The sequence below is a fragment of the Marinifilum sp. JC120 genome, assembly GCA_004923195.1.
Lineage (GTDB): Bacteria > Desulfobacterota > Desulfovibrionia > Desulfovibrionales > Desulfovibrionaceae > Maridesulfovibrio.
This window is the reverse complement of record RDSB01000015.1, coordinates 91,707-115,129: the sequence shown is the minus strand read 5'-3', so window position 1 is coordinate 115,129 and position 23,423 is coordinate 91,707. Positions and strand designations below refer to the sequence as shown.

General features: G+C 47.0%; 22 protein-coding genes. 8 read left to right on the top strand and 14 right to left on the bottom strand.

Annotated elements, in window-relative coordinates; genetic code table 11:
* Positions 1 to 189: 189 nt before the first annotated feature.
* Positions 190 to 2,157, bottom strand: coding sequence for a methyl-accepting chemotaxis protein (locus D0S45_14880; protein ID TIH13593.1), 1,968 nt, complete (start codon positions 2,155 to 2,157; stop codon positions 190 to 192).
* Positions 2,158 to 2,361: 204 nt separating this feature from the next.
* Here D0S45_14880 and D0S45_14875 point away from each other — a divergent pair, with 204 nt between their 5' ends.
* From D0S45_14875 to D0S45_14860, 4 genes are read left to right on the top strand one after another with little or no spacing between them, the layout of a single operon-like run.
* Complete coding sequence (locus tag D0S45_14875; GenBank protein TIH13592.1) at positions 2,362 to 3,477, top strand: MlaE family lipid ABC transporter permease subunit; 1,116 nt, start codon at positions 2,362 to 2,364, stop codon at positions 3,475 to 3,477.
* The gene (locus D0S45_14870; GenBank protein TIH13591.1) at positions 3,477 to 4,274 is read left to right on the top strand and encodes an ATP-binding cassette domain-containing protein; all 798 of its coding nucleotides are present in this window, start codon (positions 3,477 to 3,479) and stop codon (positions 4,272 to 4,274) included. The genes D0S45_14875 and D0S45_14870 overlap by 1 nt, the downstream gene beginning before the upstream one ends.
* Positions 4,271 to 5,428, top strand: coding sequence for an MCE family protein (locus D0S45_14865; GenBank protein ID TIH13590.1), 1,158 nt, complete (start codon positions 4,271 to 4,273; stop codon positions 5,426 to 5,428). Before D0S45_14870 ends, D0S45_14865 begins: the two co-directional genes overlap by 4 nt.
* A complete protein-coding gene (locus D0S45_14860) occupies positions 5,428 to 6,111 on the top strand; it encodes a hypothetical protein (GenBank protein ID TIH13589.1) in 684 nt (227 codons plus the stop codon). Before D0S45_14865 ends, D0S45_14860 begins: the two co-directional genes overlap by 1 nt.
* Here D0S45_14860 and D0S45_14855 read toward each other — a convergent pair.
* Complete coding sequence (locus D0S45_14855) at positions 6,093 to 7,244, bottom strand: sensor domain-containing diguanylate cyclase (GenBank protein ID TIH13588.1); 1,152 nt, start codon at positions 7,242 to 7,244, stop codon at positions 6,093 to 6,095. The two genes, D0S45_14860 and D0S45_14855, sit on opposite strands and share 19 nt — an antisense overlap.
* A 189-nt stretch (positions 7,245 to 7,433) precedes the next feature.
* Between D0S45_14855 and D0S45_14850 the strand changes: the two genes are divergently transcribed.
* From D0S45_14850 to D0S45_14840, 3 genes are all read left to right on the top strand, one after another.
* Entirely contained in the window at positions 7,434 to 8,036 is a 603-nt protein-coding gene (locus tag D0S45_14850) for a DUF445 family protein (protein ID TIH13587.1), read from the top strand.
* 95 nt (positions 8,037 to 8,131) lie between these two features.
* Complete coding sequence (locus tag D0S45_14845) at positions 8,132 to 9,100, top strand: tetratricopeptide repeat protein (GenBank protein ID TIH13586.1); 969 nt, start codon at positions 8,132 to 8,134, stop codon at positions 9,098 to 9,100.
* A 15-nt stretch (positions 9,101 to 9,115) separates the two neighbouring features.
* Positions 9,116 to 10,303 carry a hypothetical protein gene (locus D0S45_14840; protein TIH13585.1) on the top strand — a complete coding sequence of 396 codons (1,188 nt, stop codon included), beginning with the start codon at positions 9,116 to 9,118 and terminating at the stop codon, positions 10,301 to 10,303.
* 85 nt (positions 10,304 to 10,388) lie between these two features.
* Here the strand turns inward: D0S45_14840 and D0S45_14835 are convergent, their stop codons facing one another.
* Complete coding sequence (locus tag D0S45_14835; protein TIH13584.1) at positions 10,389 to 11,075, bottom strand: hypothetical protein; 687 nt, start codon at positions 11,073 to 11,075, stop codon at positions 10,389 to 10,391.
* 242 nt (positions 11,076 to 11,317) lie between these two features.
* On the opposite strand from D0S45_14835, the gene D0S45_14830 reads away from it, so the two are divergent.
* The gene (locus D0S45_14830) at positions 11,318 to 12,253 is read left to right on the top strand and encodes a hypothetical protein (protein TIH13583.1); all 936 of its coding nucleotides are present in this window, start codon (positions 11,318 to 11,320) and stop codon (positions 12,251 to 12,253) included.
* Between the two features lie 80 nt (positions 12,254 to 12,333).
* On the opposite strand, the gene rpe is transcribed toward D0S45_14830, so the two are convergent.
* The 11 genes from rpe to fliS form a co-directional block, all read right to left on the bottom strand.
* Positions 12,334 to 13,002 (bottom strand): ribulose-phosphate 3-epimerase, encoded by a 669-nt coding sequence (gene rpe / locus D0S45_14825; GenBank protein TIH13582.1) that lies wholly within the window; start codon positions 13,000 to 13,002, stop codon positions 12,334 to 12,336.
* Complete coding sequence (locus D0S45_14820) at positions 13,002 to 13,466, bottom strand: Lrp/AsnC family transcriptional regulator (GenBank protein TIH13581.1); 465 nt, start codon at positions 13,464 to 13,466, stop codon at positions 13,002 to 13,004. Before D0S45_14820 ends, rpe begins: the two co-directional genes overlap by 1 nt.
* A gap of 97 nt (positions 13,467 to 13,563) precedes the next feature.
* Positions 13,564 to 14,766 (bottom strand): heme b synthase, encoded by a 1,203-nt coding sequence (ahbD, locus tag D0S45_14815; protein ID TIH13580.1) that lies wholly within the window; start codon positions 14,764 to 14,766, stop codon positions 13,564 to 13,566.
* 1 nt (position 14,767) lies between these two features.
* Positions 14,768 to 15,751, bottom strand: a complete 984-nt coding sequence (gene hemB, locus D0S45_14810) for a porphobilinogen synthase (protein ID TIH13579.1) — start codon at positions 15,749 to 15,751, stop codon at positions 14,768 to 14,770.
* 312 nt (positions 15,752 to 16,063) lie between these two features.
* Positions 16,064 to 17,248 (bottom strand): 12,18-didecarboxysiroheme deacetylase, encoded by a 1,185-nt coding sequence (gene ahbC / locus D0S45_14805; protein TIH13578.1) that lies wholly within the window; start codon positions 17,246 to 17,248, stop codon positions 16,064 to 16,066.
* A gap of 433 nt (positions 17,249 to 17,681) precedes the next feature.
* Positions 17,682 to 18,869 (bottom strand): OmpA family protein, encoded by a 1,188-nt coding sequence (locus D0S45_14800; protein ID TIH13577.1) that lies wholly within the window; start codon positions 18,867 to 18,869, stop codon positions 17,682 to 17,684.
* A gap of 93 nt (positions 18,870 to 18,962) precedes the next feature.
* Entirely contained in the window at positions 18,963 to 19,298 is a 336-nt protein-coding gene (locus D0S45_14795; protein ID TIH13576.1) for a hypothetical protein, read from the bottom strand.
* A 19-nt stretch (positions 19,299 to 19,317) separates the two neighbouring features.
* Positions 19,318 to 20,367, bottom strand: coding sequence for a hypothetical protein (locus D0S45_14790; protein ID TIH13575.1), 1,050 nt, complete (start codon positions 20,365 to 20,367; stop codon positions 19,318 to 19,320).
* A gap of 87 nt (positions 20,368 to 20,454) precedes the next feature.
* A complete protein-coding gene (locus tag D0S45_14785) occupies positions 20,455 to 21,645 on the bottom strand; it encodes a glycosyltransferase (GenBank protein ID TIH13574.1) in 1,191 nt (396 codons plus the stop codon).
* Between the two features lie 3 nt (positions 21,646 to 21,648).
* Positions 21,649 to 22,734 carry a glycosyltransferase gene (locus tag D0S45_14780; GenBank protein TIH13573.1) on the bottom strand — a complete coding sequence of 362 codons (1,086 nt, stop codon included), beginning with the start codon at positions 22,732 to 22,734 and terminating at the stop codon, positions 21,649 to 21,651.
* Positions 22,735 to 22,871: 137 nt separating this feature from the next.
* The gene (gene fliS / locus D0S45_14775) at positions 22,872 to 23,414 is read right to left on the bottom strand and encodes a flagellar export chaperone FliS (protein ID TIH13572.1); all 543 of its coding nucleotides are present in this window, start codon (positions 23,412 to 23,414) and stop codon (positions 22,872 to 22,874) included.
* Positions 23,415 to 23,423 lie beyond the last annotated feature (9 nt).

The following is a 23,423-nucleotide window of genomic DNA, read 5'->3' as shown; positions in this document are numbered from 1 at the left end:
CCTACGAAAAAACGTTGCCCGAGAAATGCTTCCACAAACCTGCCAACTGATGATATTGTCATTTTAGCCATGTCAGCCTCCTGCTAGTTTCACTTTTACTGGTATACTACCAGATTAAACAGGGGAGTGCTGACATGGTATTTTATGTTTTAAGTAATTCAGGGAGAGCTATTGAAAGGACTGATCAGATTAACGATTATCTTTGGCTTCGTTCATCTTTTCAATAAGTGCCTGAAGCTCAGATGCAAGCTGGCTGACGTTATCGGCTGCCTCTGCGGACTGGGTTACATTCTCTGATATCTCAGCTGAGATGGTGCTTATTTCCATGGTGGATGAATTGATTTGTTCGGCCGCTGCGGATTGTTCTTCGGTTGCGGTGGCGATCAATTCAACCTGATTTGCTGATTCGTTAACGATTTCAACGATGTTTTTCAGTGAATTCCCGGCATCCTCCGCTAATTCAGAGCATTTTGTCACCGCGTCATCAGTTGTCTTCATGATGGACAGGCTGGCGGACGTGCCGTTTTGAATTTCTGAAATGGCACTGCCTACTTCTTGCGTAGCGGTCATGGTTTTTTCCGCAAGCTTACGGACTTCATCCGCTACAACTGCGAACCCGCGTCCTGCTTCACCTGCCCGTGCTGCTTCAATGGCAGCATTCAGGGCTAGAAGGTTGGTCTGATCGGCAATGTCGGAAATGACATTCATGATCTGTCCGATGGATTCGGCTTGCTGGTCTTGCTTGGCGAGGGCGGTTTGAAGTTCTCCGGCACTTTCCTGAGCCTGATTGGTTGCTCCGACCACCTGCTCAACAATGGAAAATCCTTCATGTGCTTTTTCGGCAGCGTCACGGGTGCCTTCTGAGGCATTGGAAGAATTGCTGGCAACTTCAAGGATAGTTGCACTCATTTGGTCAACAGCTGTAGCGGTTTCCTGCACCCGGTGCTTCTGGTTGTCGGCCCCATTCATGATCCCCGAAGACTGGCGGGCAAGTTGTTCTGCCGCAGAGTTGAGGCTCAAGGTAATGTCCCCAGCATCGTCAGCAATTGCGGAAAGTGTTTCAAGCAGGGAGGTTGCATATTCTTTTTCAGAATGTGCCTCTTCCATAGCCTCCTGTGCTTTCTGGGCCTGCTTGTCTGCTTCGATAGATTTTTGTTCGGCTTCGTCCATACTCTTTTTCAATTGGACGACCATCTCAGCAATGGTCACGCGTAGGGCTTCAAGTTCGCCATGGAAGCTAATTCTGTCGCAGGAGTCAAAGTCGCCGTCGCTGACATCCTGAGCGCATGTCTGTAAAGCTGAAAGTGGGCCGAGTATGGATCGGATTATGAATAATATTGCACTAATGAGCAATATTGCGGCAATCAACTCTGCTACGATTGTAGAGGTGCTTATCAGTTTTTGCTGCTGGTGCAGTTGTTCTTCAGATTTATGGGCCAGTTCTTCAAGAATAGGTTCCATCTTATGGATTATGGCCCTGAATTTGTTTTGTTCAGATTCTATGCGGAGAGTTCCCTGAGCATATCTATCCATGCCTTCACTATATATTTTGAGTTTATCAAGAATGTATTGTCTGCGTTCCAGAGCAAAGTCTGATTGTTCAACATTTGAGACCAGTGTGGCCATGTTTTTATTGAATTTATCCAGATATTTTGAATCAATTCTGATCATGAAATCTTTTTCATTTCTGCGCAGTCTGAGAATTCCAGCTTCATAAAGCTTGTCACTCCCCATGACTGCTTTTTCCGCATCGCGAACAGCTTTTCGCAACTCTCCAAGCAGGCCGGAGTCCTTGGTCAGGCCGAGTTTTATGTAACTATTGGCAACGACCATGAACTGTTTCTCATAGCCGGAAGTAAGGGATTTACCTTGTTCAGCAAGCTCTTTAAAGGGACCGTGTGCCAGTTCTTCAAGATGCACCTGCATAGTGCCGATTTTTGCTTTTAGCGTATCGATGTATTCAGTTTTTTTGCGCAGGATAAAGTCTTTTTCTGACCGCCGGGCCTGCAACATTTCAATTTCGAGCTGAAGGGCGTGTTCTTCCATGATCAGGTCTTTTTGAACCTGTTGCGCGCCGAAGTAGTTAATAGCAAAAACAGCCAGAAAACCTGCAATGGCCAGTGCTCCGATAGACCACAGTTTCATTTTTATAGTCATTGACATGCCTCCATAGGCCGTATTGGTTTGTGGTTGCTGATGATTTCTTTTCATAAGCTAAGAATATATCATCGTAGTCGCGAAATGGAAACTTATAGATAAAGTAAATAAGGTAACATTGGTATGGCGCACACTTCTTGCTTTCCTTTCAAGTAACCACCTGCTAAAACATGATGTATAATTTAAAAAGAGTGAATTATAATTATGGTTTCAGGTTCAGTGTTATTTAAGAAATCTACTTCAGGCGTAGTCCTCTCGGGTCGTTTAGATGCCGAAGGAGCCGGAGAAGTCTGGGAACAGGCCCGTTCCGCTGTGGCGGCGGGGTGTTCCACTGTGGAGTGTTCCGGGCTTGAGTATCTGGACGGCGGCGGTGCTTCATTGTTCATGATGATGAAGGCTGGTTGTCGGGATCGGGGTACTGTTTTGTCTATTAATGGGTTGCGCCCTGAATTTGCCGGTTTTCTTGATCTGTTCGATGTGGATAAAGCAGCTCCCCCGCAGAGGCAGGATAAAGGGAAGGGCGGAATACGGGGCTGGATTACTTCCATCGGGCTTTCAGGTCAGGTTGTGGCCGCAGACATGCGTGAGCAGATTGAATTCACCGGAAATTGCGTCATTGCCTCCCTGAGCACCGCGACCAGTAAAAATAAACTGCGCTGGTCTGATTTCTGGCTGACTTGTGAAAAAGTTGGGGCCGATGGGCTGCCTATCATCCTTCTGATCGGTTTTTTGATGGGCTTGATTATGTCTTTCCAGTCCGCCGTATCCCTAATGCGTTTCGGGGCTGAAATTTTCGTACCCAACATGCTCGGGCTGGTCATGTTTCGCGAGCTTGGCCCCATGGTCACAGCAATCCTGCTGGCTGGACGGACCGGGTCCGCTTTTGCCGCTGAGATCGGAACCATGAAGGTCAATGAGGAATTGGATGCCCTGAATACCATGGGCCTTAATCCGGTTAGTTTTCTGGTCCTTCCGAGGGTGCTGGCAACAGTTTGCATGACTCCGCTGCTTACTCTCTTTTTCAACTTCATGAGCCTAGTGGGTGGCGCATTAGTAATGCTTTCCATGGGTTATCCTCTGAGTACGTTTACCGGCCGTGTTTTCCAGAATGTGCATTGGATGGATTTTTCCGGCGGTATGATCAAGGCCGTAGTTTTCAGTTTTCTTGTGGCCGGAATCGGCTGCCAGCGAGGATTGGTTACCAAGTCCGGAGCCAGTGCGGTGGGAGATTCCACCACCAGTGCCGTGGTCAGCGGGATTATTCTTATTGCAGTGTTTGACGGACTTTTTGCAGTCATATTTTTCCTGACGGGGATTTAATGAGCAGTGCAATTGAAAAGGTAATTAATGTGCAGGGGCTGAGTTGTGCCTATGGTGAAACCGTTGTAATCGAAAATATTTCCTTCGATGTCAGAAAAGGTGAAATCTTTGTCATACTTGGTGGTTCCGGTTGCGGTAAAAGTACCGTGCTCAAACATATGATCGGACTTTATCCCCCGACAGCGGGCCAGATATTTATTGATGGGGATGATATCGGTTCTGCCTATGGGCAAACACGGTTGGAAATTTTGCAGCGTATCGGGGTTATGTATCAGATGGGGGCATTGTTTGGTTCCATGACCCTGCTGGAGAATGTTCGTCTGCCGCTGGAAGAGTTTACCTCAATGCCTCGTGAGGCTATGGATTATACAGCGCGTATGAAGCTTTCGCTAGTCGGTCTGGAAGCGTCGGCTGATAAGATGCCTTCTGAACTTTCAGGAGGAATGCTTAAGCGCGGGGCTATTGCCAGAGCTATGGCTCTCGATCCGAAAATTCTTTTTTTGGACGAACCATCAGCTGGGCTTGATCCTATAACGTCTGCCGAACTTGATGAGCTTATTCGTAGTCTTTCCCGCTCGCTGGGAGTGACATTTGTGATTGTAACCCATGAGTTGCAATCAATTTTTTCCATTGCGGACCGGGTCATAATGCTCGATAAGGGTACCCGTGGAATTATTGCCGAAGGTGATCCCCGTCTTCTTCGTGAGGAGTCGGATCATCCGCAGGTGCGCAGATTTTTTCATCGTGAAGTTGAAGGAAAAGCCGGGGAAACTCCTGCGGCCATGGAGAATATATGAGTCGGAAAACTAATCCTTTCAGGCTGGGGATTTTTATAATTGTCGGTGTTTTGCTGTTTATTTCAGTGCTGGCAATTCTTGGTGCTGGCAAGATTTTTGAGCATAGCGTCAAGATGGAAACCTATCTGAATGAATCTGTGAACGGCCTTGAGGTCGGCTCCCCCATTAAATTTCGCGGGGTGAAAATCGGTACGGTCAGTCATATCGGCTTTGTTACCGATCATTATGTGGATCTTGGGCAGAGTGCTTTGCGCTATGTATATCTTCTTGGTGATCTTAACCATAAAATGTTTAAGACCAAGGAGGGGCAGGATCTTGTCCGTGCCTTGAACAAGGAAGTGGACCGGGGGCTACGCGCCCGTCCTGTTTCATTGGGACTTACCGGTCAGCTTTTTCTTGAAATTGACTATGTGAATCCCGTGAAGAATCCCCCGCTCGAGATTACATGGAATCCGAAAAATATGTATGTACCTTCCGCACCATCCATGATGAGTAAAGTGGAAAGCGCGGTGGCCTCCATCAGTGATACGCTGGAAGATATCAACAAGTCCAATATCGCTGAAGCAATTGAAGATGTGCGTTCCGTGGCTCAGAGCATGAGTACTTTTCTTAAAAATTCCGATACCGGGGAGATCAGCAAACGATTAACCGGAACCCTGACCGAGGCTGAGAAATTTATCGCGCGTATTAACCAGTTGCTGGCTGATCCGGAAGTGGACAGTCTTATGCCTGATGTGGCTGCTGCGGCCCGCAATATGCGTAAGGTTATGGACAGTTCTTCCGGGGATATTGTGGCTGCCATGAAAGATATCCGTAAAGCATCCGAAAGTGCAAAGAATGTAACCGGAGGCATGGAGGAGTATCTTTCAGGTCCTCAAGGCAAGCAGACTCTGGCTGATCTTTCAACGACACTGAATAATATCAGTGAAGCTTCTGACAGGATCAAAGGGGCGGCTGTGCGCTTTGAATCAACGCTTTCAAGGGTGAATATGACTGTGGCCGGGCAGCAGGGTAATATCGAAGCTATTCTGGATAATGTTCGTAAGCTGATGGAAAATCTGCGTGAACTGAGCAGCGAGGCCAGACAATATCCTTCCGGTGTCCTTTTCGGTGATCCTCCGAAAAAGGCTCCGCTTAAGCAGGGGAGTAAGTGATGAGTATCTCTATAATATCACAATTTGATTTTTATAAGGTTATGGTCCTGTCTGTTTTGATTGCTGCTTGCGGATTAGCGGGGTGCGTAAAATTGGAGCGTCCCAGCCTCGACCGTAAGTATTACACCCTTGAGGTGGTTCGGGCGGACAAGCAGAAGAATAAGGTTCATGCAGTAAATAATCTTATTGTGCGCCGGGTTAAGATTTCTCCGACCTATGAGGATCGTGATTTTGTTTACAAGGTGGGAGAGAACGCTTTTGAAGCGGATTACTACAATTCTTTTTTTGTACCGCCTGCATCATTGATAACTCAGGAATTGCGTGTCTGGATGGGGGATTCCGGTATATTTGCCAATGTGTTGGGGCCGGACAGCATGGGTACAGGGGAGTTGCTTCTGGAAGGGGTAGTTAATTCTATTTATGGTGATTACTCAGGTCCGGAACCAAAGGCGGTCATCAGGATGCAATTCGTCCTGCTTAATAACGGCACCCCTGACATGCCTATAGTTTATTCTCGCGATTTCAGCCGTGAGATAGCAATCGGCACAACCGATCCAGCTGCTTTGGTAAAAGCTATGAGTTCGGGGCTTAATGAGATTTTCGTTGAGCTGGAAAAAGACCTTGCTGAAACGGTTCAGGCAAACCATTTTGATGCCGCTAAGGGCTATTCACAGGAAAAGTAGACCCTGTTTTTACCTTTTATTTTGCAGCGGTACATATTGTCATCAGCGCGTTTAATGACTCTTTCCAATGATTCGTTATTGGAAAATTCCGCCACACCAATGCTGATGGTCTTGTAAACAGGTTCTTCGTTTACCGGTCGGTATTCGTAAGCCGCTAGGGCGGTTCGGATAGCTTCAGCTACTTTTATGGCTTCCAATCCGTTTGTTTCCGGAAGGATAACCATAAATTCTTCTCCGCCATAGCGAAAAGCTTTGTCCCTGCCGCGGATGTTGTTCTTGATAATCAAGCCGATGGCTTCAAGGATATCATCCCCGGCTGCATGACCGTAGGTGTCGTTGAACATTTTAAAGTCATCGACATCCATAAGCATTACGCTTAACGGGTTTCCGGTATTCCGGCTTTTGAAAATCTCTTTTTCTGCAACATCAAGCATATGCCGACGGTTAAAAAGTCCGGTCAACTGATCGGTAATGCTTAAATTTTTAAAGCGTTCTTCGCTTTCTTTCAGTTTCTGTTCCGCTTTTTTTCTTTCAGCTATTTCCTGCTCAAGGGCGTAATTTTTTTCATCCAGTTCATGGAGCAGGGTAGCCAGCTGCGCTGCATTGTCTTCCTGAAGTTCTTTGACTTCCATCAGCTCTTCAATCAAATTTTCTCGGTGATGCTCGGCTTCTTTTTCAGCGGTAACATCCTGCATAATACAGATGCATGTCTCAGGCGTAACGCAGGAAGCGTCGATATTAGCTACTGACATGTCGATGAAATGTTGTTCTTCATTCTTGTCGGTGACAGCCATACTTAAATTGGCTTTTCCTGCTGGACCGCAAAAAAGGGTGTGTAAATATTTTCGGCTTTCAGTGTCATGCTCGGAGACAAGCAGTTCATGCAGCAACTTACCGAGAGTTTCTTCTTCGGTAGAAGCTATGATTGCTGTGAAAGCAGAGTTGGCAAAGAGTATTTTGCCCTTCTTATCCAGAATGACGATGGCGGACGCTGCATTTGAAAACAGATCCCGAAACCGGAATTGTCCACAATCCGGACATTTGGAAAGTAGTGAATTTCTCAGGTTCTTATTTTTGTCCCTGAGTTCTGCCAGTTCAGTATAGATAGACCGAGAACTGCTAAGATTTTTCATATAATACCACCCTTCACTTTACTCCACCCTATTAGGCAGAGTAGTTTACACTGATTTTATAACTAAGCAAGTATTATCTGTATAAGGTGGGTGGGGCCGTTTATTTACTTGCACTTTGTTGCAAATTAGACAAACATGTGCGCGCACTTAAGTTAAGATAAACAGAAAAAATAATTCAGGAAAAATATAATGATAACAATGAAGCTTCTTCTTTCTCCTGTAATCTGTGCTCTAATCGGCTGGTTTACAAATTTTCTTGCAGTCAAGATGCTTTTTCATCCGCATAATCCAATTAAAATTGGTCCATTTACCATTCAGGGTATTTTCCCTAAGCGGCAGAAAGAATTGGCCCTTCGTCTTGGTGAAATGATTGAAAGGGAGTTGATTTCCCATACTGACATTAAAAATGTCATTCACGATCCAGCATTTATCGATAAGCATAAAGACGTTGTTCTTGAATATCTGGATGTGTTTTTTCGGGAGAAGTTGACTTCCCTGCATCCCATGGTAGGCATGTTTCTTAATGATGAAACTATGAAGACCGTAAAGGGTATGCTTTCTCAGGAACTTGACTCCATGCTGCCTAAGCTTATTGAAACCACTTCCTCCCAGCTTGAGTGTTCGCTCGATTTTAAGTGTATTGTTCAGGACAAAGTGGAATGTTTTTCCATGGAGCAGCTTGAATCAATCCTTTTTTCCATTATGAAAAAAGAATTTAAATTTATTGAAATCATCGGCGGTATTCTCGGTTTTATTATTGGTTTGATTCAGGTTGGAATTTTTCTGTTATAAAATTAAACGATCTAAAGAATTGTTAATCCCGTCTACAGGTATTATATTATCTGTAGACGGGATTTTTTTTAGGGGGCGGACACAAACTCCAAACGATGGAGGTCGTTGTGAAACGTTTGTTTTTGTTCTTTTTGTTTTTTCTTGTATTTGTTGCGACCGGATGTGCTAAATTTTCAGGTCCATACTACCTGAATAATCACAAGTATAAGGAAGGTATCAAGGCATTCAGCGAAAAACTGCAAGAAAGTCCTCAAGATGCAGATTCCGCATACTATGTTGGCCGTTATTACATGGCCTTGAAAAAACCGAAGGAAGCCCGGCCGTATTTTTCAAAAGCCGTCAGCATTGAATCTGATAATGTTGATTACCTGTTCTGGTCCGGCGTCAACTATTGGGCCCTGAAGCAATACAGCAAGGAAAGGGCTGCCTATCGTGATGTTCTGAAGCTTGATCCTGATCATATTTCTGCCAATCTCTACCTCGCCCACAGTTACCTTGAAGAAGGAAAGCTTATTGAAGCTCTCATCCTTTATGACAAGGTCATCAAACTCGATAAGTACAATCCCGAAGCTCTCTACAACCGTGCTGACATACTGGGAAGGCAGGGCAAGAAAGATGAAGCTGTCAAAGCTTGGAAGAAATTCCTTGAGTATTATCCGGACGGTACACTGGCCATGAGCGGTACAGAAAAATTAAATTTGCTTGGGGATTTTACCTATCGCAATTTTATTTTCGGGACCCGCAATATAACTTTGCGCAGCATTAAATATAAGCCCGGAAAAGTTGATTCTGATCTGGAAAGTAAAAGTTCCCTGCATGTGATTGCAGCAATGATGGAAGAGAATAAGAAACTTTGTTTTCACATTGTGGCTTATGTGAATGGAAATGAAGATTTGGCAAAGACCCGTGCCAAGAATGTACGTGATTATATTTTGAGCGGGCATCCTGATTTTGATCCTGCAAGAATGCCTTTAAGCTGGTTCGGTGCAGCTGAAGAGGTCGAGAGAAGTGGCAGGACTTTCAAGCTTGACGAATCCATACAGTTTATAACTGTAGTTAACTAGGGGAGGGAGGAGTCTATGAAAACTATGTTTAAAAAATCAATCTGGTGGCTTGTTGTCCTTGTTCTGTGTATTGCGCTGGTAGTGCCTGTTGCGTTTGCACAGGATACTCCTGAAGGAGGAACAACGGAAACAACGGAAACAACTGATCCCGGTACTACTGACCCCGGTGCAACTGATCCCGGAACCGGTGAAGAAGGTGCAGGCGAAGAAACTGAAGCACCGTCATTTTCCAACCCTGCTCAGGCAGCTAAAGCTGAGGCCCTTGCTGCGGCTGATGCTGAAGCCAAGGCTGAAGAATTCGGCGAAGCTATCGCTGAAGCAGAAGCTGGCGTTTCCGAAGCACAGGAAGATGTTGATACCGCAACTTCTGCTGTGGAGACTGCCCAGACTTCTGTAGACAGTCTCAATACTGCGGTTGAAACCGCTGAGGCGGACGTAGCAGCAGCCACTGATGCTGTTACCGCAGCCACTGAAGCTGTAACAGCAGCCACTGAGGCTGAGGATGCTGATGCACTGGCCGCAGCACAGGCTGATCTCACCGAAGCTCAGACTGAATTGGCCACGGCAGAGACTGCTAAAGCTGAAGCTGAATCCAGTCTGACGGCAGCTGAGGCTGATCGTGAAGCGGCTGAAGCTGATCTTACTGCCGCGCAAAGCAGTCTTGAAATCGCTCAGACTACTGCTGACGAAACACTTGCAGCCGCAGCTTCAATTGATACCGGAGCCATTTCTTCCATGCGCGAACAGGGCATGGGTTGGGGTGAAATAGCCCATGAACTGGGCGTACACCCCAGTACTCTCGGGCTTGGACATCAGAAGCAGGCTCAGAAGCGCAGCGCCGCAGCAACCACTGCGCTGGGTACTGCTGCAACCGCTAAGAATTACGGACAGAGCAAGAAGTCTAACGTTGCAACTTCGCGAAATACTAAGTCCGGTGTATCCAAGACTCCGGGTGTTTCTGGTGGAAAGGGCGATAAGTCTGTCGGCCTCAGCCGTGCTTCCAGCAAGGCACAGAGTGGCGGCAAGGGCTCTGAATCCGCCTCTAGCGGCAAGGCTTCCGGTGGACGTGGAAACTCCGGTGGTAGTGTGGATGGCGGAGTTGGCGCAAGTACCTCTAATTCCAATGCCGCCTCAAGCAGCTCCAAGGGCAAGAGTTCCGGTAAGGGCAATAAGGGTGGAAACGGCAAAGGAAACAATAAGTAATTAACTGTACAATTCAAGCCTCCGGTAACTGAAAAGTTATCGGAGGCTTTTTTATGTTCTCAGCAGACTGTTTTTTGTTACATATTCATTGTTGGGGAAGGTTTTTAGTTAATATTTCCAGTATGCGAGTGCTGCTCTTTGACTTTTTGATCGCCATAACCAGGGGGATTTTGCAAATCTGCTTCAAAACAACAATGTCCTCAATTTTATTTTGTTCAGCGTAATACTTCATTACTGCCGGGTCAGTGATCGCAATATCGCATCTTCCGCGGGCTAGTTTTTTGACAAGTGAATTTTCGTCCGGTGCTTCGTCTACGTTGTTTTTGTGTCGGTTGGCCGCTTCTTCTATTTCTTTCGGGTATACATAGCTTCGTATGAGCCCGACAATATGGGTGGAAAATAATGAATCAAGATCGGCAGGGATTGTTCTTTCTCCCCGTGACATGATGGCAATCTGAGACCAGTCAACGGGTGGGGACGCGATAAATCCTTCATTTACTTCTTCCGGCCACGCAGGAAAATAGCCAATGTACCCAGGTTGGGTTGCCATGGCTTTGGCTCTGGCCCACGGGAGAAATTTTACCTCAAGCTTGATGCTGTTTAATTGCAGGGCCTGCCGTAGCTTTACTATGGATTTGCCCTGATCAGGTAAATTCTTTCCTGAATAAGGTTGCCAGTCCAAAGAGGTTATCGTCCATTTTTCAGCAGCAAATGCGGGTAACGCTATAGATATAGTCAAGATTAGTATAAGAAATGTATTTTTGAAAGACATGCTGCCGTTGTTCCCATAGTATTTGCAAATTTTTACGGAAATTTAACTGCACTATACCATCAGAATCGGTAGGATAGAAGGTTTATTGGAAATTTGAGAAGAAGAGTGGGTTGGAAAGGATTAAATTGTTCATATGGAAAATATCTTAGCTATTTTGTAAGTGGGTATGTTATAATATTTGTAGTGTCGGTGGTGAGAGTCTTTTTCATGCCTAGTTTAGTTGCGCTAAATAGGGAGTACATATGAATATTAGAAATGTAGAAGCAGGTGATGTCCTGCTTTTTTCAGCTGAAAAGGGTAGTTTTATTTCGTGGGCGATTACATTTTTAACTGATGCACCTGTGAGTCATGCTGCAATGTTTTATGATGTTCCCAAGCAGCTGATTATTGAAGAGAGTCCTCCTCAGGTAGCAACCAATAAAGCGCTTGAGCGCTTTAAGGGCAGGGAGATTACTGTCCGACGTTTGAAAAATGAGTTGCCTATGGTTCCAGTTATAGCTGTCGCTAATGCCTATCTTAATGATAAGGAACCATACGATCAAAGTGGCTTGTATTTTGTGGGACTGTTGCTTTTATACAGAAAGTTCACGCCCAGTACGGCTCGGCAGCGAATTATGATCAAAATTTTCAAAAAAATAACAGCTTCAATCGTCGAATATATACATAAGCATCAAAGTCCCGGTAAGGCCCCGATGGTGTGTTCGCAGTTTGTGGCTCAATGTTATGCCAATGCTGGTCCTAAATATAAACTCAAATTTAAAGGGGGACTCCTACAGAAGTCTGCAACGGCACAGCTGGAGGAAAAAAATGTAATTGAACAGGTTTTGGATAAACTGGATCAAGCTGAATTGCCGGAAAGACAAAGACTGTTGGCATCCGCTTTTGAGCTAGAGAAGGAAATGATCCCTTCAGGTGAGGAGTTGTGCAAGGAATTACAGGAAGTATTTTTAGATAACTCCAAGGAGGTTGCGGGGACTGTTTCCGATGAATTTGTTGAGGCGGTTTCGCAATTTGCGTACGCGCATAGCCTTGCCCTTTCTGGGCAGACATTGGAGTTGTCAACGCAGAATGTTCCCCAATTACTGCGTGACTTGAATGACTATGGAAACATGTTTACCACACCGGGAGATCTGCTGAAATCGTGCGAAAGTCTTAAGGATGTATGTGTGATAAAGTAATAAGTGGATCTTATCTGAAGGGCGTTAGGGCTGGGTAAGGGCATACTCGTGCAAAAGTTCCCTTACCCAGCACCGGAAAACTAGCCTGCGCAGGTCTCCAGAAAAAGCTGATGTCTCTCTGCGTAAGGCGGATATTTGAAAAACGCGGAGCCGGAAACAAGCACGTCCGCGCCTGCTTCGACCAGTTCACGACAGTTTTCCATGGTCACGCCACCATCCAGCTGGATAAGGGTGTCGGCACCCATTTCATCAATCATAGCTCGCAGATCACGTACCTTCTGGGTACAGAAGGGGATGTATTTCTGACCGCCGAAACCGGGGTTGACGGACATGATCAGCACCATGTGCAGCTGCGGAAGCAGGTATTTGATGGATTCCAGCGGTGTAGCGGGATTGAGGGCAACTGCGGGTTTCACGTCGCGTTCGGCAATGGCTGCCACTGCGCGCTCAAGGTGTACTGTGGATTCGGCGTGGATACAGAGCAGATCAGCCCCGGCATCGCAGAATTCATCAATGTAGCGTTCGGGCTGCTCGATCATGAGATGGCAGTCGAAGAACAAATTGCATTCCTTGCGCATGGACTTGATTACCGGAGGCCCGAAGGTGATGTTGGGCACGAATTTTCCGTCCATAACGTCGAGGTGCGCCCACTTGAGGCCCGCTTCTTCCAGTGCTTTCAGTTCGTCGGCAAGACGGCTGAAGTCACAGGAAAGTAGGGATGGGGAAATGATGGTTTCCTTGGCTGCCATTATTTTTTCTCCTTGTCTTCCTTCATGTCAAAATCAACCTTGATTTTGAACATTTTGGTGGCGGGCAGATAGAGAACGCGGATACCGGTCTTCTCAGTAATTGCGCTGAGAGTGGCCTGTACGGTCTCCTTGTCCGGACCGATGAAGGTAAACCAGATGTTGAAGTCGTTTTCACGCAGGTAGTTGTGGGTAACTCCGCTGTGGCGGTTAACCTCGGCTACAAATTCATCAATTTTATCTTCGGGCACACTTGCTGCGCAAAGAGTGGAATGCCAGCCCAGTTCACGGGAACCGAAGTTGGCACCTACGCGGCGAATAACACCGTCTTCGCGCAGGACGTTCACCCGTGAAAGAGCCTCGTCTTCGGATACACCAACCATTTTGCCGATCTCTTCGTAAGGGCGGGAAACAATGGGGAACCCAGACTGGATAATGCCGAGAATATTTTTATCTACTGCGTCCATGTATTTGTCCTTTAGAAAGCCTCCGGCGGCCCTGCCGGGTTCTTAAACCTTTTATTAAGGCTTCGCCGTAAGCGTTGTGGTTGATAAAATATACGGGTTATTTTTTAGTCTTTGGCTTCTTCTTAGGCTCGTAAGAACAGAGCGGTTCAGGTCCGAGATAGTTGTCTTCCATGGTCTGGGCGCGCGCACGGCAGCCGCCGCAAACTTTTTCGTATTCACAGTGACCGCACTTGCCATCATATGTGTCGGGGTTGCGCAGATTCAGGAATTGCGGTGATTTTGCCCAGATTTCCGGGAAAGGAATTTCGCGCACGTTACCACAATCAAGGTCAAGATAACCGCAGGGCTGTACCTGTCCGCGATGTGATATGAAACAAAATCCTACACCGCCGAGACAGCCGCGACTGACCGCATCCAGGCCGAAGTTTTCAAAGTTGACCGGAATGCCTTCCTCTTTGGCCCGCTGGCGCAGAATGCGGTGATAATGCGGTGCGCAGGTGGCCTTGAGCTGCATGTCGGTGGTTTTCTGGAAATCGTAGAACCAGTTAAGGACTTCTTCGTATTCATCAGCAGAAATTACTTCCGCCCCAAGTTCCGCTGCACGTCCGGTGGGAACCAGCAGGAAAATGTGCCATGCGGCTGCTCCAAGGTCTTTTGCCAGATGGAAGATATCCTTGAACATGTGCAGGTTGTTACGAGTCACAGTGGTATTGATCTGGAACTCGATTCCGGCATCTTTCAGATACTGGATGCCCTGCATGGACATATCAAATGCACCTTTTTCGCCACGGAATTCGTCGTGATATTTAGCTTCCTTCGCATCAATGGAGATTGAGCAACGCTGAACGCCAACTTCCTTGAGCTGTACGGAATTTTCTGCGGTAAGCAGGGTTCCGTTGGGAGCCATTACGCAACGCAGACCCTTGTCATTGGCGTAGGAGACCAGTTCGAAAACATCATGGCGCAGCAGCGGTTCGCCGCCGGTGAAGATGATGATCGGGTCCCCGGTTTCAGGGAAGGTATCGATAAGTGCTTTTGCTTCTTCGGTGGAAAGCTCACCCGGATAAGGTTCGGGGTGTGCTTCAGCTCTACAATGTTTGCAGGCAAGGTTGCAGGAGCGGGTGATTTCCCATGCAATAAGTCTGAGCGGCGGTGAGCCGTCAGCATTCTTCTGGGGGATGGGATGTACGCCCGGATGTCCTCCGGGATGTCCGCCACCGGGATGTCCGGTTTTTCCACCGGGATGACCGCCACCCGGATGTCCGCCGGGGTGTCCACCTGTCATTTTTTTATCGCTCATATTATTTCTCGCTCAGTCTTTTGAGTACGTCTTCGGTAAAGTAGGTCAGAATCAAATCCGCTCCTGCCCGTTTCAGGCCGATGAGGGATTCATGGACCACGGATTCTTCGTCGATCCAGCCGTTCAAGGCCGCAGCCTTGATCATGGAATATTCACCGCTGACCTGATAAGCTGCCACGGGCAGGTCGAAATTATCACGGGTCTGGCGGATAATGTCCATGTAAGGTCCGGCAGGTTTTACCATGAGGATGTCCGCACCTTCGATCACGTCGGCTGCTGCTTCACGCAGGCCTTCACGGGCGTTGGCCGGGTCCATCTGATAGGTTTTGCGGTCGCCGAATTGGGGTGCGCCTTCCGCTGCTTCACGGAAAGGACCATAGTAGCCGGATGCATATTTAACCGCATAGGACATGAGTGGCAGGTCGGCGTAGCCGTTTTCATCCAAAATCTCACGGATAGCGGCAACACGTCCGTCCATCATGTCAGACGGTGCGACCATGTCCGCTCCAGCCTTGGCGTGAGAGAGGGCTGTTTTAGCCAGCAGGTCCAGAGTTGCGTCGTTGAGGATTTCTTCATCCTTAACAAGTCCGCAATGTCCGTGGGAGGTGAACTCACACAAACACACGTCAGTACAGACCAGCAGCGCGGGCCAGCGTTTTTTCAGCATGCGCACGGCCTGCTGCACAATGCCGTCCTCGGCGTAGGCCTGAGTGCCTGCGGGGTCCTTTTCAGCGGGAATGCCGAAGAGGATCAGGCTTTTCAGTCCGTTTGCAATAGCTTCCTCCACTTTAATTTCCAGCTGTTTCAGGCTGAGCTGAAACTGACCGGGCATGGAGGAAACTTCTTTTTTGAAATTTTCATCGTCTGTTTCATAGACGAAGTAGGGCATCATAAGATCATTGGCGGAAAGAGTGGTTTCCCTGACCAGATCACGAATAATCGGGGTGCGCCTAAGTCTGCGTCCCCTATGAAAGTCGAATACCATATAAATGCCTCCGGCGGCCCTCCGGGGGCTTAAACCCTTTTTGTAAAAAGGGTTTAAGAATCCCAAAAACTTTTATTAGGGCTTCGCCTTGTTAGCGAGATGATGTTTGTTGAAGCCTCGGCAATTTAAACCGTTAAGGATTCCAAAGGGGATTATCCCCTTTGGCAGCCGGAGGCGAAATCATTTATCTAATAGCGCGAAGCGCATCAAATCAAAAACAAATCCCGGCAGACCTTGTAGGCCCGCCGGGATTTAGTAATATCTATCGTCGACAGGACGACTGTCTTGCAAATCTTGTCAAAACAGGCGGGCCTAGTCCTTTTTGATTTCCTCGTCAGTGAGGTAACAAGCCGGGTCTTCTGCCCAGATATCGCCGTGGTATGCTTCAGCGCGGGCACGGAAGTTACCGCCACAGATGTTCAGGTAGCGACATTCAGCACAGCGTCCGCCAACGTGGGCTTTTTTATCTTTGAGCTTGTGCAGAAGTTCGATCTTTTCGTCCATCCAGATTTCTGAGAAAGGACGTTCCAGAACGTTGCCGAAGGTGTGATTGCGCCAGAACTGGTCGGCATGAACCTGACCATCCCAGGAGATACAACCGATACCGCGACCGGAGTTGTTGCCTTCGTTGAACTGAAGCAGTTCAAGCACTTCTTTAGCGCGCTCGGGATCTTCTTTCAGCAGACGCTGGTATACGTATACACCGTCAGCGTGGTTATCAACGGTGAGGATTTCTTTAGGCATGCCTGCATCGTAGAGAGCTTTAGTCTCGTCCATGATCAGGTCAAGCAGCTGGCGGCTTTCAGCGTGGGTCAGATCCTCTTTGATGAGCTCGGAACCACGGCCGGAGTATACCAGATGGTAGAAACATGCTCTGGGAACTTCGAGGTCGCGCAGAACCTGAAATACGGAAGGTACTTCAGTCCAGTTGCGTTTGTTGATGGTGAAACGCAGACCGACTTTCAGCCCTTCGGCTTTACAGTTCTCAACAGCCTGAAGTGCTTTCTTGTAAGAACCGGGAACACCACGGAATTTGTCGTGGGTCTCTTCGGTTCCGTCAATGGAAATACCTACATAGGAAAGACCCACTTCTTTCAATTCACGGGCTTTTTCTTTGGTGATCAGGGTGCCGTTGGTAGAGATAACCGCACGCATACCTTTGCTGGTGGCGTAGCTTGCCAGCTCAACGAGGTCTTTGCGTACCAGTGGTTCGCCGCCGGAAAAAAGCATTACGGGAGCACCGAATGCCGCGAGATCATCAATGATTGTCTTTGCCTGCGAAGTGGAAATTTCATCCTGTCCATCAGGATCAACAGCCTGTGCGTAACAGTGAACACACTTAAGGTTGCAGCGTCTGGTCATGTTCCAGACAACAACAGGCTTTTTATCTTTGGAAAACTGCAAAAGATGTGAAGGCAGTTTGCCGGATTCACGACCGTAACGCAGGGCATCGGAAGATTCTACCGCGCCACAGTAAAGTTTAGAAATACCAATCATTTATAAAATCCTCCCTAGCTGCGTAAAAACGAGCCAGGCTATCAGTTTTGACGATGTTTTCCCATGCTGTGAAGTAATAATAATTACTGTTTGCTTGCCGTCAACCGGGAAAATCAATCGATTATGCGTAACGAGAGAGCGAGTTTTGGAGTAACATAAATGAAGGCTGGGGAAAAGAGCAAAATATCGAGTTGTGTTGTACGGATTAAGGTATTGAAAAATAAGCAAAAATAATTGAGTTTTGTTCTCATTCATTGATGGCTTAGAATGAAAAACCTCCTCAGTCGGTGTGTATTTGTGTGTGAAAGGGGGAATTGTCGTTCAAGACTGAGGAAACATACCAAGCGGCGAAGCCAGAACAAAAAGTTTAGGAGAGTCCAGAGAACCCTTTTCAAAGGGTTCTCTGGTCCCCGAAGGGTCGCCGGAGGCAAATTTATGGCGCAATAGAAACCTGCACCCGTCTGTTGAGCAGTTTGTTGTACTTGCTGGTATTAGGCACCAGTGGATTGGATTCACCGAATCCTGTTGTGCCGATACGCTGCGGAGCAATTGGAAAGTTCTCGGTCAGGTATTTTTTGACAGCCTCTGCACGGTCCTTGCTCAGCTTGGTATTATATTCCGGGCTGGCGTCTGAATCGGTATGTCCGCCGATAATAACCCGCTTGTCTTTCAGCCTGTCGCTGATAAGAGCCTTACCCAGTTCGTTTAGCAGCGGATATGATTCCGGTTTGATCTGGGAAGAGTCCACGTCAAACTGAACCGCAAGGTTTATTGAGCGCGGTTTGGCTTGTTTTTGGGGAGCCTGTGCCTGAGCAGGTGCTGTTTTCGGAGCAGTTCTTTTTGCTGCCATGGGCTGCTTTGGGGCAGTGTTTTGCTGCATGGGCTGTCCGCTTTGCGGAGGAGCCTGCATTTCCACCATATTGGGCATAAGTGCTGCGACCATGCCTTGGTTGGTTTTCTCGTAACGTGCCCACGAGGTGAGCGGCACGGCCATATCAGTGGCAATGGCTTGAATTATTTTATAGAAGGCCGAGTCCGGCATACGGTGTTCGCGTTTCACTATGATGAAGTCGTCATCCATTTTCTTTTCAATACGTCCGCTCTGTTCAAAGGAGCAGACCATCTGTCCGCGTTTGGTTTCGTAAATTTTAACCTGAACAGAGACAGCGGAATCATCCATGGTGTGTCCCAGATAGAGATAGGGCACAAAACCGACTACAAGCAGGTCATAGCCTAGTGAACGGGCAGTGAAAAGAGCTTCGTCAAGCCCTCGGTAAGTCAGGTTGTCGTCATAGACCATGGACGGGAAAACTTGCAGGCTGGTCCAGTTCTGCCAGATGCCTTTAGAGACCCGCTGCCCCCAATCACTGCCCTTATGCATGGTCTGAGTCACGTGAAAGGGGTAAAAAAGTGCGGAGAGTGGTCCGTAGTGCGGTTTTTCAGGCCTTGAGTAGACCATTAGCTGCGATAGCTGCACCTCGGCATCCTGATAATATACGGATTGGGTGGCGAGCTGCGGTTCAAAATGAGTGCACGCAGACAGGGTCAGCAGAAGGATCAGCAAATATTTTTTCATATCGGCAACCGGACTTGGGTTTAAATGTGTCTGAAAATTGACCATAAAATAGCTGTTAAAATAAAAGCAATATTTATGCCGTATGATTCGAGGCAACAAAAAAAGCGGTTCTTCTTTCGAAGAACCGCTTTTGCTTTTTTATTGTATCAGCTTGGTTGGGGACGGTGCAGCCTGCATGGATTCAAGTATCTGTTCCTTGGACTGGATCATACTCTCCCGCAACTCTATTCTCCGTTGTACGGAGAGCTTTTTGAATTCCGGTTGCCGGGTCAGCTCGGTAAGTTGCTCCATTTCGCCTTTCACTCTCTCAACTTTTTGCAGCATCTCACTTTTAGGCGAACATACTTGAGAACAGGCGTCAGCAAGTTCTGAAATTTCCCTGGCCATTACTCTAAAGCTCTTGGGATTGATTTCTTTTGCAATACGAACTCGCTCTTTGGCGTTGGCAACTTTTCCTTTGATCCATCCAAACATAAAGTATCCTCGGCAATAACTAGATTGTGGGCTGGTTGAACTGCATGTAGAAGCCCAGAATAACCAATAGTAACACAATGGGCATTACCATTGAAAGCACAACCCGCATGTATGTCGTATTATGGATATTTTTGTATGCGATGATGGAAATGGCCACGCTGACCAGTGCGCCGATCATATCTCCCACAATGGGTATAATACAAAGGATGATGGGGGCGTAAGAGTAGGCGGTGGCTCTGAAAGTGGCTTGGTAACCCCGGTCCCCGGCTCCGAATATCATGAGCATAATGTGGGTAACACCGATCAGCGGAAAGCTTATTCCTGCTAGCATTAGCGGGTATAAAAGCAGCGAGAGCAGTGCCGGTCCGGTTCCGTCTTGCAGGGAATCAGCAATCATGGAATCGTCCATGATCTGTCCTACGTTGGCACCCATGGAAGTATCAACTCCGGTCATGGCCCAGACGAAATTACAGATTTCCTGAAATTCGGCCAGCAGGACGAAGAAAAACAGAGGCATCAAGAATCCCTTGAGTGGCATGTCTTTGAAAAAAGTTGCCGGGGAGAGGATAACCTGTTTGATAGTTAGGAAAAGACCGGGGAAAAAACCGTATTTTTCCAGATTTTCAAATGGAACTTCGTTCTTTTCACTCTCGGTTTCAGTCGCGTAAGCATGCTCTTCATGAAGGTTCTCTTCGGGCTTCATGGAGTCAAGGTGCTGCCAGATATCGGATTTTTCATCCTGAATTGGTTCTTTATTGACTTGGTCCGGTTGTTCTCCGAACTGTTCGTCATAGGGAGCAGGTTGATCGTAGCTGTGCTCGTCAGGAGATTGTTCTTCCTTAGTTTGTTGTTCTGCATAGGTTGCAGGATCCTGATATTCATCACCTTCCGGTTGAGGATGGCTGATGTCTTCAGGTGCTAAACCCGGAACCGGGGGTGTATCCTGATCCAGTTCTCTGAATTTGAATTTGGCCTGACATTTAGGACAGGTGGCAAGCTGCGCAGTGGCAGGAATTTTATCTACCGGGATTTCACTGTTGAAATCGCACTCGGGACAAGTAACTTTCATATTAAATCCTTGAAGCTGTTTGTCTGAATATTTCGGTCAGACCTAATAAATTTTATACTGTTAGGCAATGCCAATTGTGCACAAACATCATGACATATTAATATCCGGAAGTAACAGGGCACCGATTTTATTACCTTTTCGGGGGCTAAGCAATTGGTTTGGAATATGCGGAAATTCGTTGCCCAGCCTGTGATTGAAATGGCCATCGGTGGATCGGTTGAAATTATCAAGTTTAGATTCAATTTTTTCTCTGCTTTTTAGCAGATGGGTCAAATGCTGAATCGGGCAATGCGGAAGAATGCCTGATGCGCCCTCCAGCCCGGTCAGTTGTTCATGAATTTTGTTTATAAATTTAAGGTTAGGATTGTTTTTGAAAATTCTGAGTTGCAGGTCCGGCCAAAGGCCGTAGCCAACGCGGCAGTGCTCATGGTCCGGATAAAAAGTCATGCGGGGAAGGTACCAGCCATTGCAATCTTCAAAGGATGTCAGAGGTCTCATTGACTCCCAGCTTTCCTCACTAAGTCTTTCATCTGCATCAAGATAAATAATCCATTCACCGGAACAATTTTCCAGCATACGGTTGCGTTGTGCTGAAAAGTTCGTTTCAAGAGGGTGGCGGACATTGATAATTTCAGCCCGGTGAAATTCATTCAATTCCGGGACAATTTCAGACCCCGAGCAATCCCAGACCAGCACAATTTCGTCAATCCAATCAGGGAAGTTGTTAATGAAATCTTTAAGTTCTGGTTCATCCGGGCTTAGGATCGCTGCCGCAGAAATTTTGCAGAGGGAAGTATGTGTCGGTGGCTCAATTTGTTTGGTGCCGGAAAACAGTTTTTGCAGGTTTTGATGTTTGCTTTTGCTTTTACCATCCAAATCAGGATTTAGGATCAGGTGCGAATCAGTTGCGGAGTAGCCGTTCTGGATGAGCAGTAGGAGTAAAGCCCAGATGGAAGAGTCGGTCAGCAGACTTGAGTTGCTGTTTTCTTTAATTTTATCAAAACCATATTTATTTAACAGCCTGATGTGTTCAGGGTAGAGATCGCAGATTATGAATTCTTGTTCTGCTGATTTTTTTTCAGCGAGGATTTTGACAAGTCTTCCATCTCCGGCACCGAAAATAATTATGGCTTTCGCGTTGCGACGCTTTGCGTAGCGTAGATGTCTCTCCGCTGTTTCCTCTGGCGTGGCGAGAGTTTCTTTCAGTCCTTCCAATTCCTGACCGGAAAGTTGGTAATTCAGAATCTGTTCCGAATATATATCAAAGGTATGAGGCATAGCTTAGATTACTTTTTTCATTTTAAGCAGGTCTATATAAATATTGCCTAATTTGAGGGCAATGTCCTGCGCTCGGAAAAGTTGTGCTGCTTTGCTTCGCCCTTTTTCGCCCATTTGCCGTGCTTCTTGAGGGTGGGTGGTCAGGAAGCGAATGGCCTTTGCAAATTCTTGTGTGTCGTGAGCTATAAAACCGGTCTCACCGTGGTCTACTAGCTCCAGTTGAGCGTTATCACGCAGGTCTTTGCTGGGGTGGGTTATAACCGGGAGTCCCGCGGCCATGGCCTCGGCAATGACCAACCCAAAAGATTCTCCGGTATCGTTGGCATGAACCAGAAAGCTGATGGAATTCAAAAAATCGGCAATTTCTCCATCAGTCAGCACGGGAGGGAGAAAGTTGACGAACTCATCAAGATTCTTGTTGGCAACGAATTTCTCCGCTTCCGGGATGCCTCCGATTATTCTGTATTGGAATGGGGCAAATTCACCATCGTCTACCTGTTTTTGAAGAATGGGCAGGAAATCAAGTGCAAGGTTGGACCATTTCCCTTTGTCCGCACGGGAAATTCGACCAAAGCTGTTGCGGGGAAATATTCTGTCAGGCGGACAATTCTCGCGAAAGAAATCAGTATCCACCGGATTGTAGAGTACTGAATATTTCGGCTCTACAGTAGGAATGGAGTTAACTCTTTCATATCTTTCAGCGCAGAAATGGGAGACAAACAAATGGCGGTCAATCAGTTTTCCCTCAGGGCTGGGGTCGTGGTGTCCGAATACATTTGTTTCAACCAGCACTGGGGTTTTTGTTAGCTTGAAGGGGCGTAATGATCCCGGTTCAGCCCAACCTGCGCGGTGAATGTGGACTATATGGGGCTGGAAATGATCAAGTACAGAAAGCAGGTCTGTCCCAATAAAGGTTTTGATTTCCTGTTCGCGAATAAGTTTTCCACGTGGGCCGTTGGAAGGGGAGTATACTGCCGTTTGGAATTTGTTTCTGTCCAAATTGACGGCAAAGGATTGCATTACTTTTTCAGTGCCGCCGAGTCCCAGTGACGGGGCGACCTGAAGTACCCTGATTCTGTTAGTTTTCATGATAGAAATAAATGACAGATACGCGGTGCTAAGTAAAGGGGGAGGGCGTTTTCTGCATTGTTTTAATTAATAAAAAGCCCCTGCCGAAGCAGGGGCCTGTAAAGTTAAAACATTCGGAGCAAATAAAAGTTGTCGCGTTATGCTCCGCCTCCATAAGCGTTTGCGGCTTTTTTGAGTCGCATGGAGTTAGGGGCGGGAATATTCTGAGCTTTGGGCATGCCATAGCCGGCATCGTTGACAAAACTGCGGTTTATATTGGTAGTGCCACTGTTTGCGGTTGCTGCGGTCTGGATAGGTACTGCAGCCTGTGCTTCTTCAGTGGGGATAATTTCCCGGTATGCAGAAGCAATTCCGTCGATAATCTTTATTACTTCATCAAGCTTTTCATTATCCATCTTCAGATTTGCTTGCAGCAGTCTGGTATTGCAATAAATGTAAAGTTTGCTGAGGTTCTCTGCCAGTTCACCACCTTTTTCTTTGTTCAGGCTGGCGGTAAGTTCTGAGATAACTTCAATGGCCTTTGAAATAAGAATTCCCTTGGCGGCGTAGTCCTTATCGTTGATCTTTACCTTGGCCTGCTTCATGAACTTGATTGCAGCATCATAAAGCATAAGGAGAAGTTCTCCCTTGGAAGTGGTATGGACCTGAGTTGAAAGATAAGCTTGAGCGGCTTTGTGCATGTATTTGCT

What these genes read in the sequence shown, in the direction of transcription:
- D0S45_14880 (TIH13593.1), bottom strand. Translation starts at nt 2,157, where the DNA reads ATGACTATAAAAATGAAACTGTGGTCTATCGGAGCACTGGCCATTGCA.
- D0S45_14875 (TIH13592.1), top strand. Translation starts at nt 2,362, where the DNA reads ATGGTTTCAGGTTCAGTGTTATTTAAGAAATCTACTTCAGGCGTAGTC.
- D0S45_14870 (TIH13591.1), top strand. Translation starts at nt 3,477, where the DNA reads ATGAGCAGTGCAATTGAAAAGGTAATTAATGTGCAGGGGCTGAGTTGT.
- D0S45_14865 (TIH13590.1), top strand. Translation starts at nt 4,271, where the DNA reads ATGAGTCGGAAAACTAATCCTTTCAGGCTGGGGATTTTTATAATTGTC.
- D0S45_14860 (TIH13589.1), top strand. Translation starts at nt 5,428, where the DNA reads ATGAGTATCTCTATAATATCACAATTTGATTTTTATAAGGTTATGGTC.
- D0S45_14855 (TIH13588.1), bottom strand. Translation starts at nt 7,244, where the DNA reads ATGAAAAATCTTAGCAGTTCTCGGTCTATCTATACTGAACTGGCAGAA.
- D0S45_14850 (TIH13587.1), top strand. Translation starts at nt 7,434, where the DNA reads ATGATAACAATGAAGCTTCTTCTTTCTCCTGTAATCTGTGCTCTAATC.
- D0S45_14845 (TIH13586.1), top strand. Translation starts at nt 8,132, where the DNA reads ATGGAGGTCGTTGTGAAACGTTTGTTTTTGTTCTTTTTGTTTTTTCTT.
- D0S45_14840 (TIH13585.1), top strand. Translation starts at nt 9,116, where the DNA reads ATGAAAACTATGTTTAAAAAATCAATCTGGTGGCTTGTTGTCCTTGTT.
- D0S45_14835 (TIH13584.1), bottom strand. Translation starts at nt 11,075, where the DNA reads ATGTCTTTCAAAAATACATTTCTTATACTAATCTTGACTATATCTATA.
- D0S45_14830 (TIH13583.1), top strand. Translation starts at nt 11,318, where the DNA reads ATGAATATTAGAAATGTAGAAGCAGGTGATGTCCTGCTTTTTTCAGCT.
- rpe (TIH13582.1), bottom strand. Translation starts at nt 13,002, where the DNA reads ATGGCAGCCAAGGAAACCATCATTTCCCCATCCCTACTTTCCTGTGAC.
- D0S45_14820 (TIH13581.1), bottom strand. Translation starts at nt 13,466, where the DNA reads ATGGACGCAGTAGATAAAAATATTCTCGGCATTATCCAGTCTGGGTTC.
- ahbD (TIH13580.1), bottom strand. Translation starts at nt 14,766, where the DNA reads ATGAGCGATAAAAAAATGACAGGTGGACACCCCGGCGGACATCCGGGT.
- hemB (TIH13579.1), bottom strand. Translation starts at nt 15,751, where the DNA reads ATGGTATTCGACTTTCATAGGGGACGCAGACTTAGGCGCACCCCGATT.
- ahbC (TIH13578.1), bottom strand. Translation starts at nt 17,248, where the DNA reads ATGATTGGTATTTCTAAACTTTACTGTGGCGCGGTAGAATCTTCCGAT.
- D0S45_14800 (TIH13577.1), bottom strand. Translation starts at nt 18,869, where the DNA reads ATGGTCAATTTTCAGACACATTTAAACCCAAGTCCGGTTGCCGATATG.
- D0S45_14795 (TIH13576.1), bottom strand. Translation starts at nt 19,298, where the DNA reads ATGTTTGGATGGATCAAAGGAAAAGTTGCCAACGCCAAAGAGCGAGTT.
- D0S45_14790 (TIH13575.1), bottom strand. Translation starts at nt 20,367, where the DNA reads ATGAAAGTTACTTGTCCCGAGTGCGATTTCAACAGTGAAATCCCGGTA.
- D0S45_14785 (TIH13574.1), bottom strand. Translation starts at nt 21,645, where the DNA reads ATGCCTCATACCTTTGATATATATTCGGAACAGATTCTGAATTACCAA.
- D0S45_14780 (TIH13573.1), bottom strand. Translation starts at nt 22,734, where the DNA reads ATGAAAACTAACAGAATCAGGGTACTTCAGGTCGCCCCGTCACTGGGA.
- fliS (TIH13572.1), bottom strand. Translation starts at nt 23,414, where the DNA reads ATGCACAAAGCCGCTCAAGCTTATCTTTCAACTCAGGTCCATACCACT.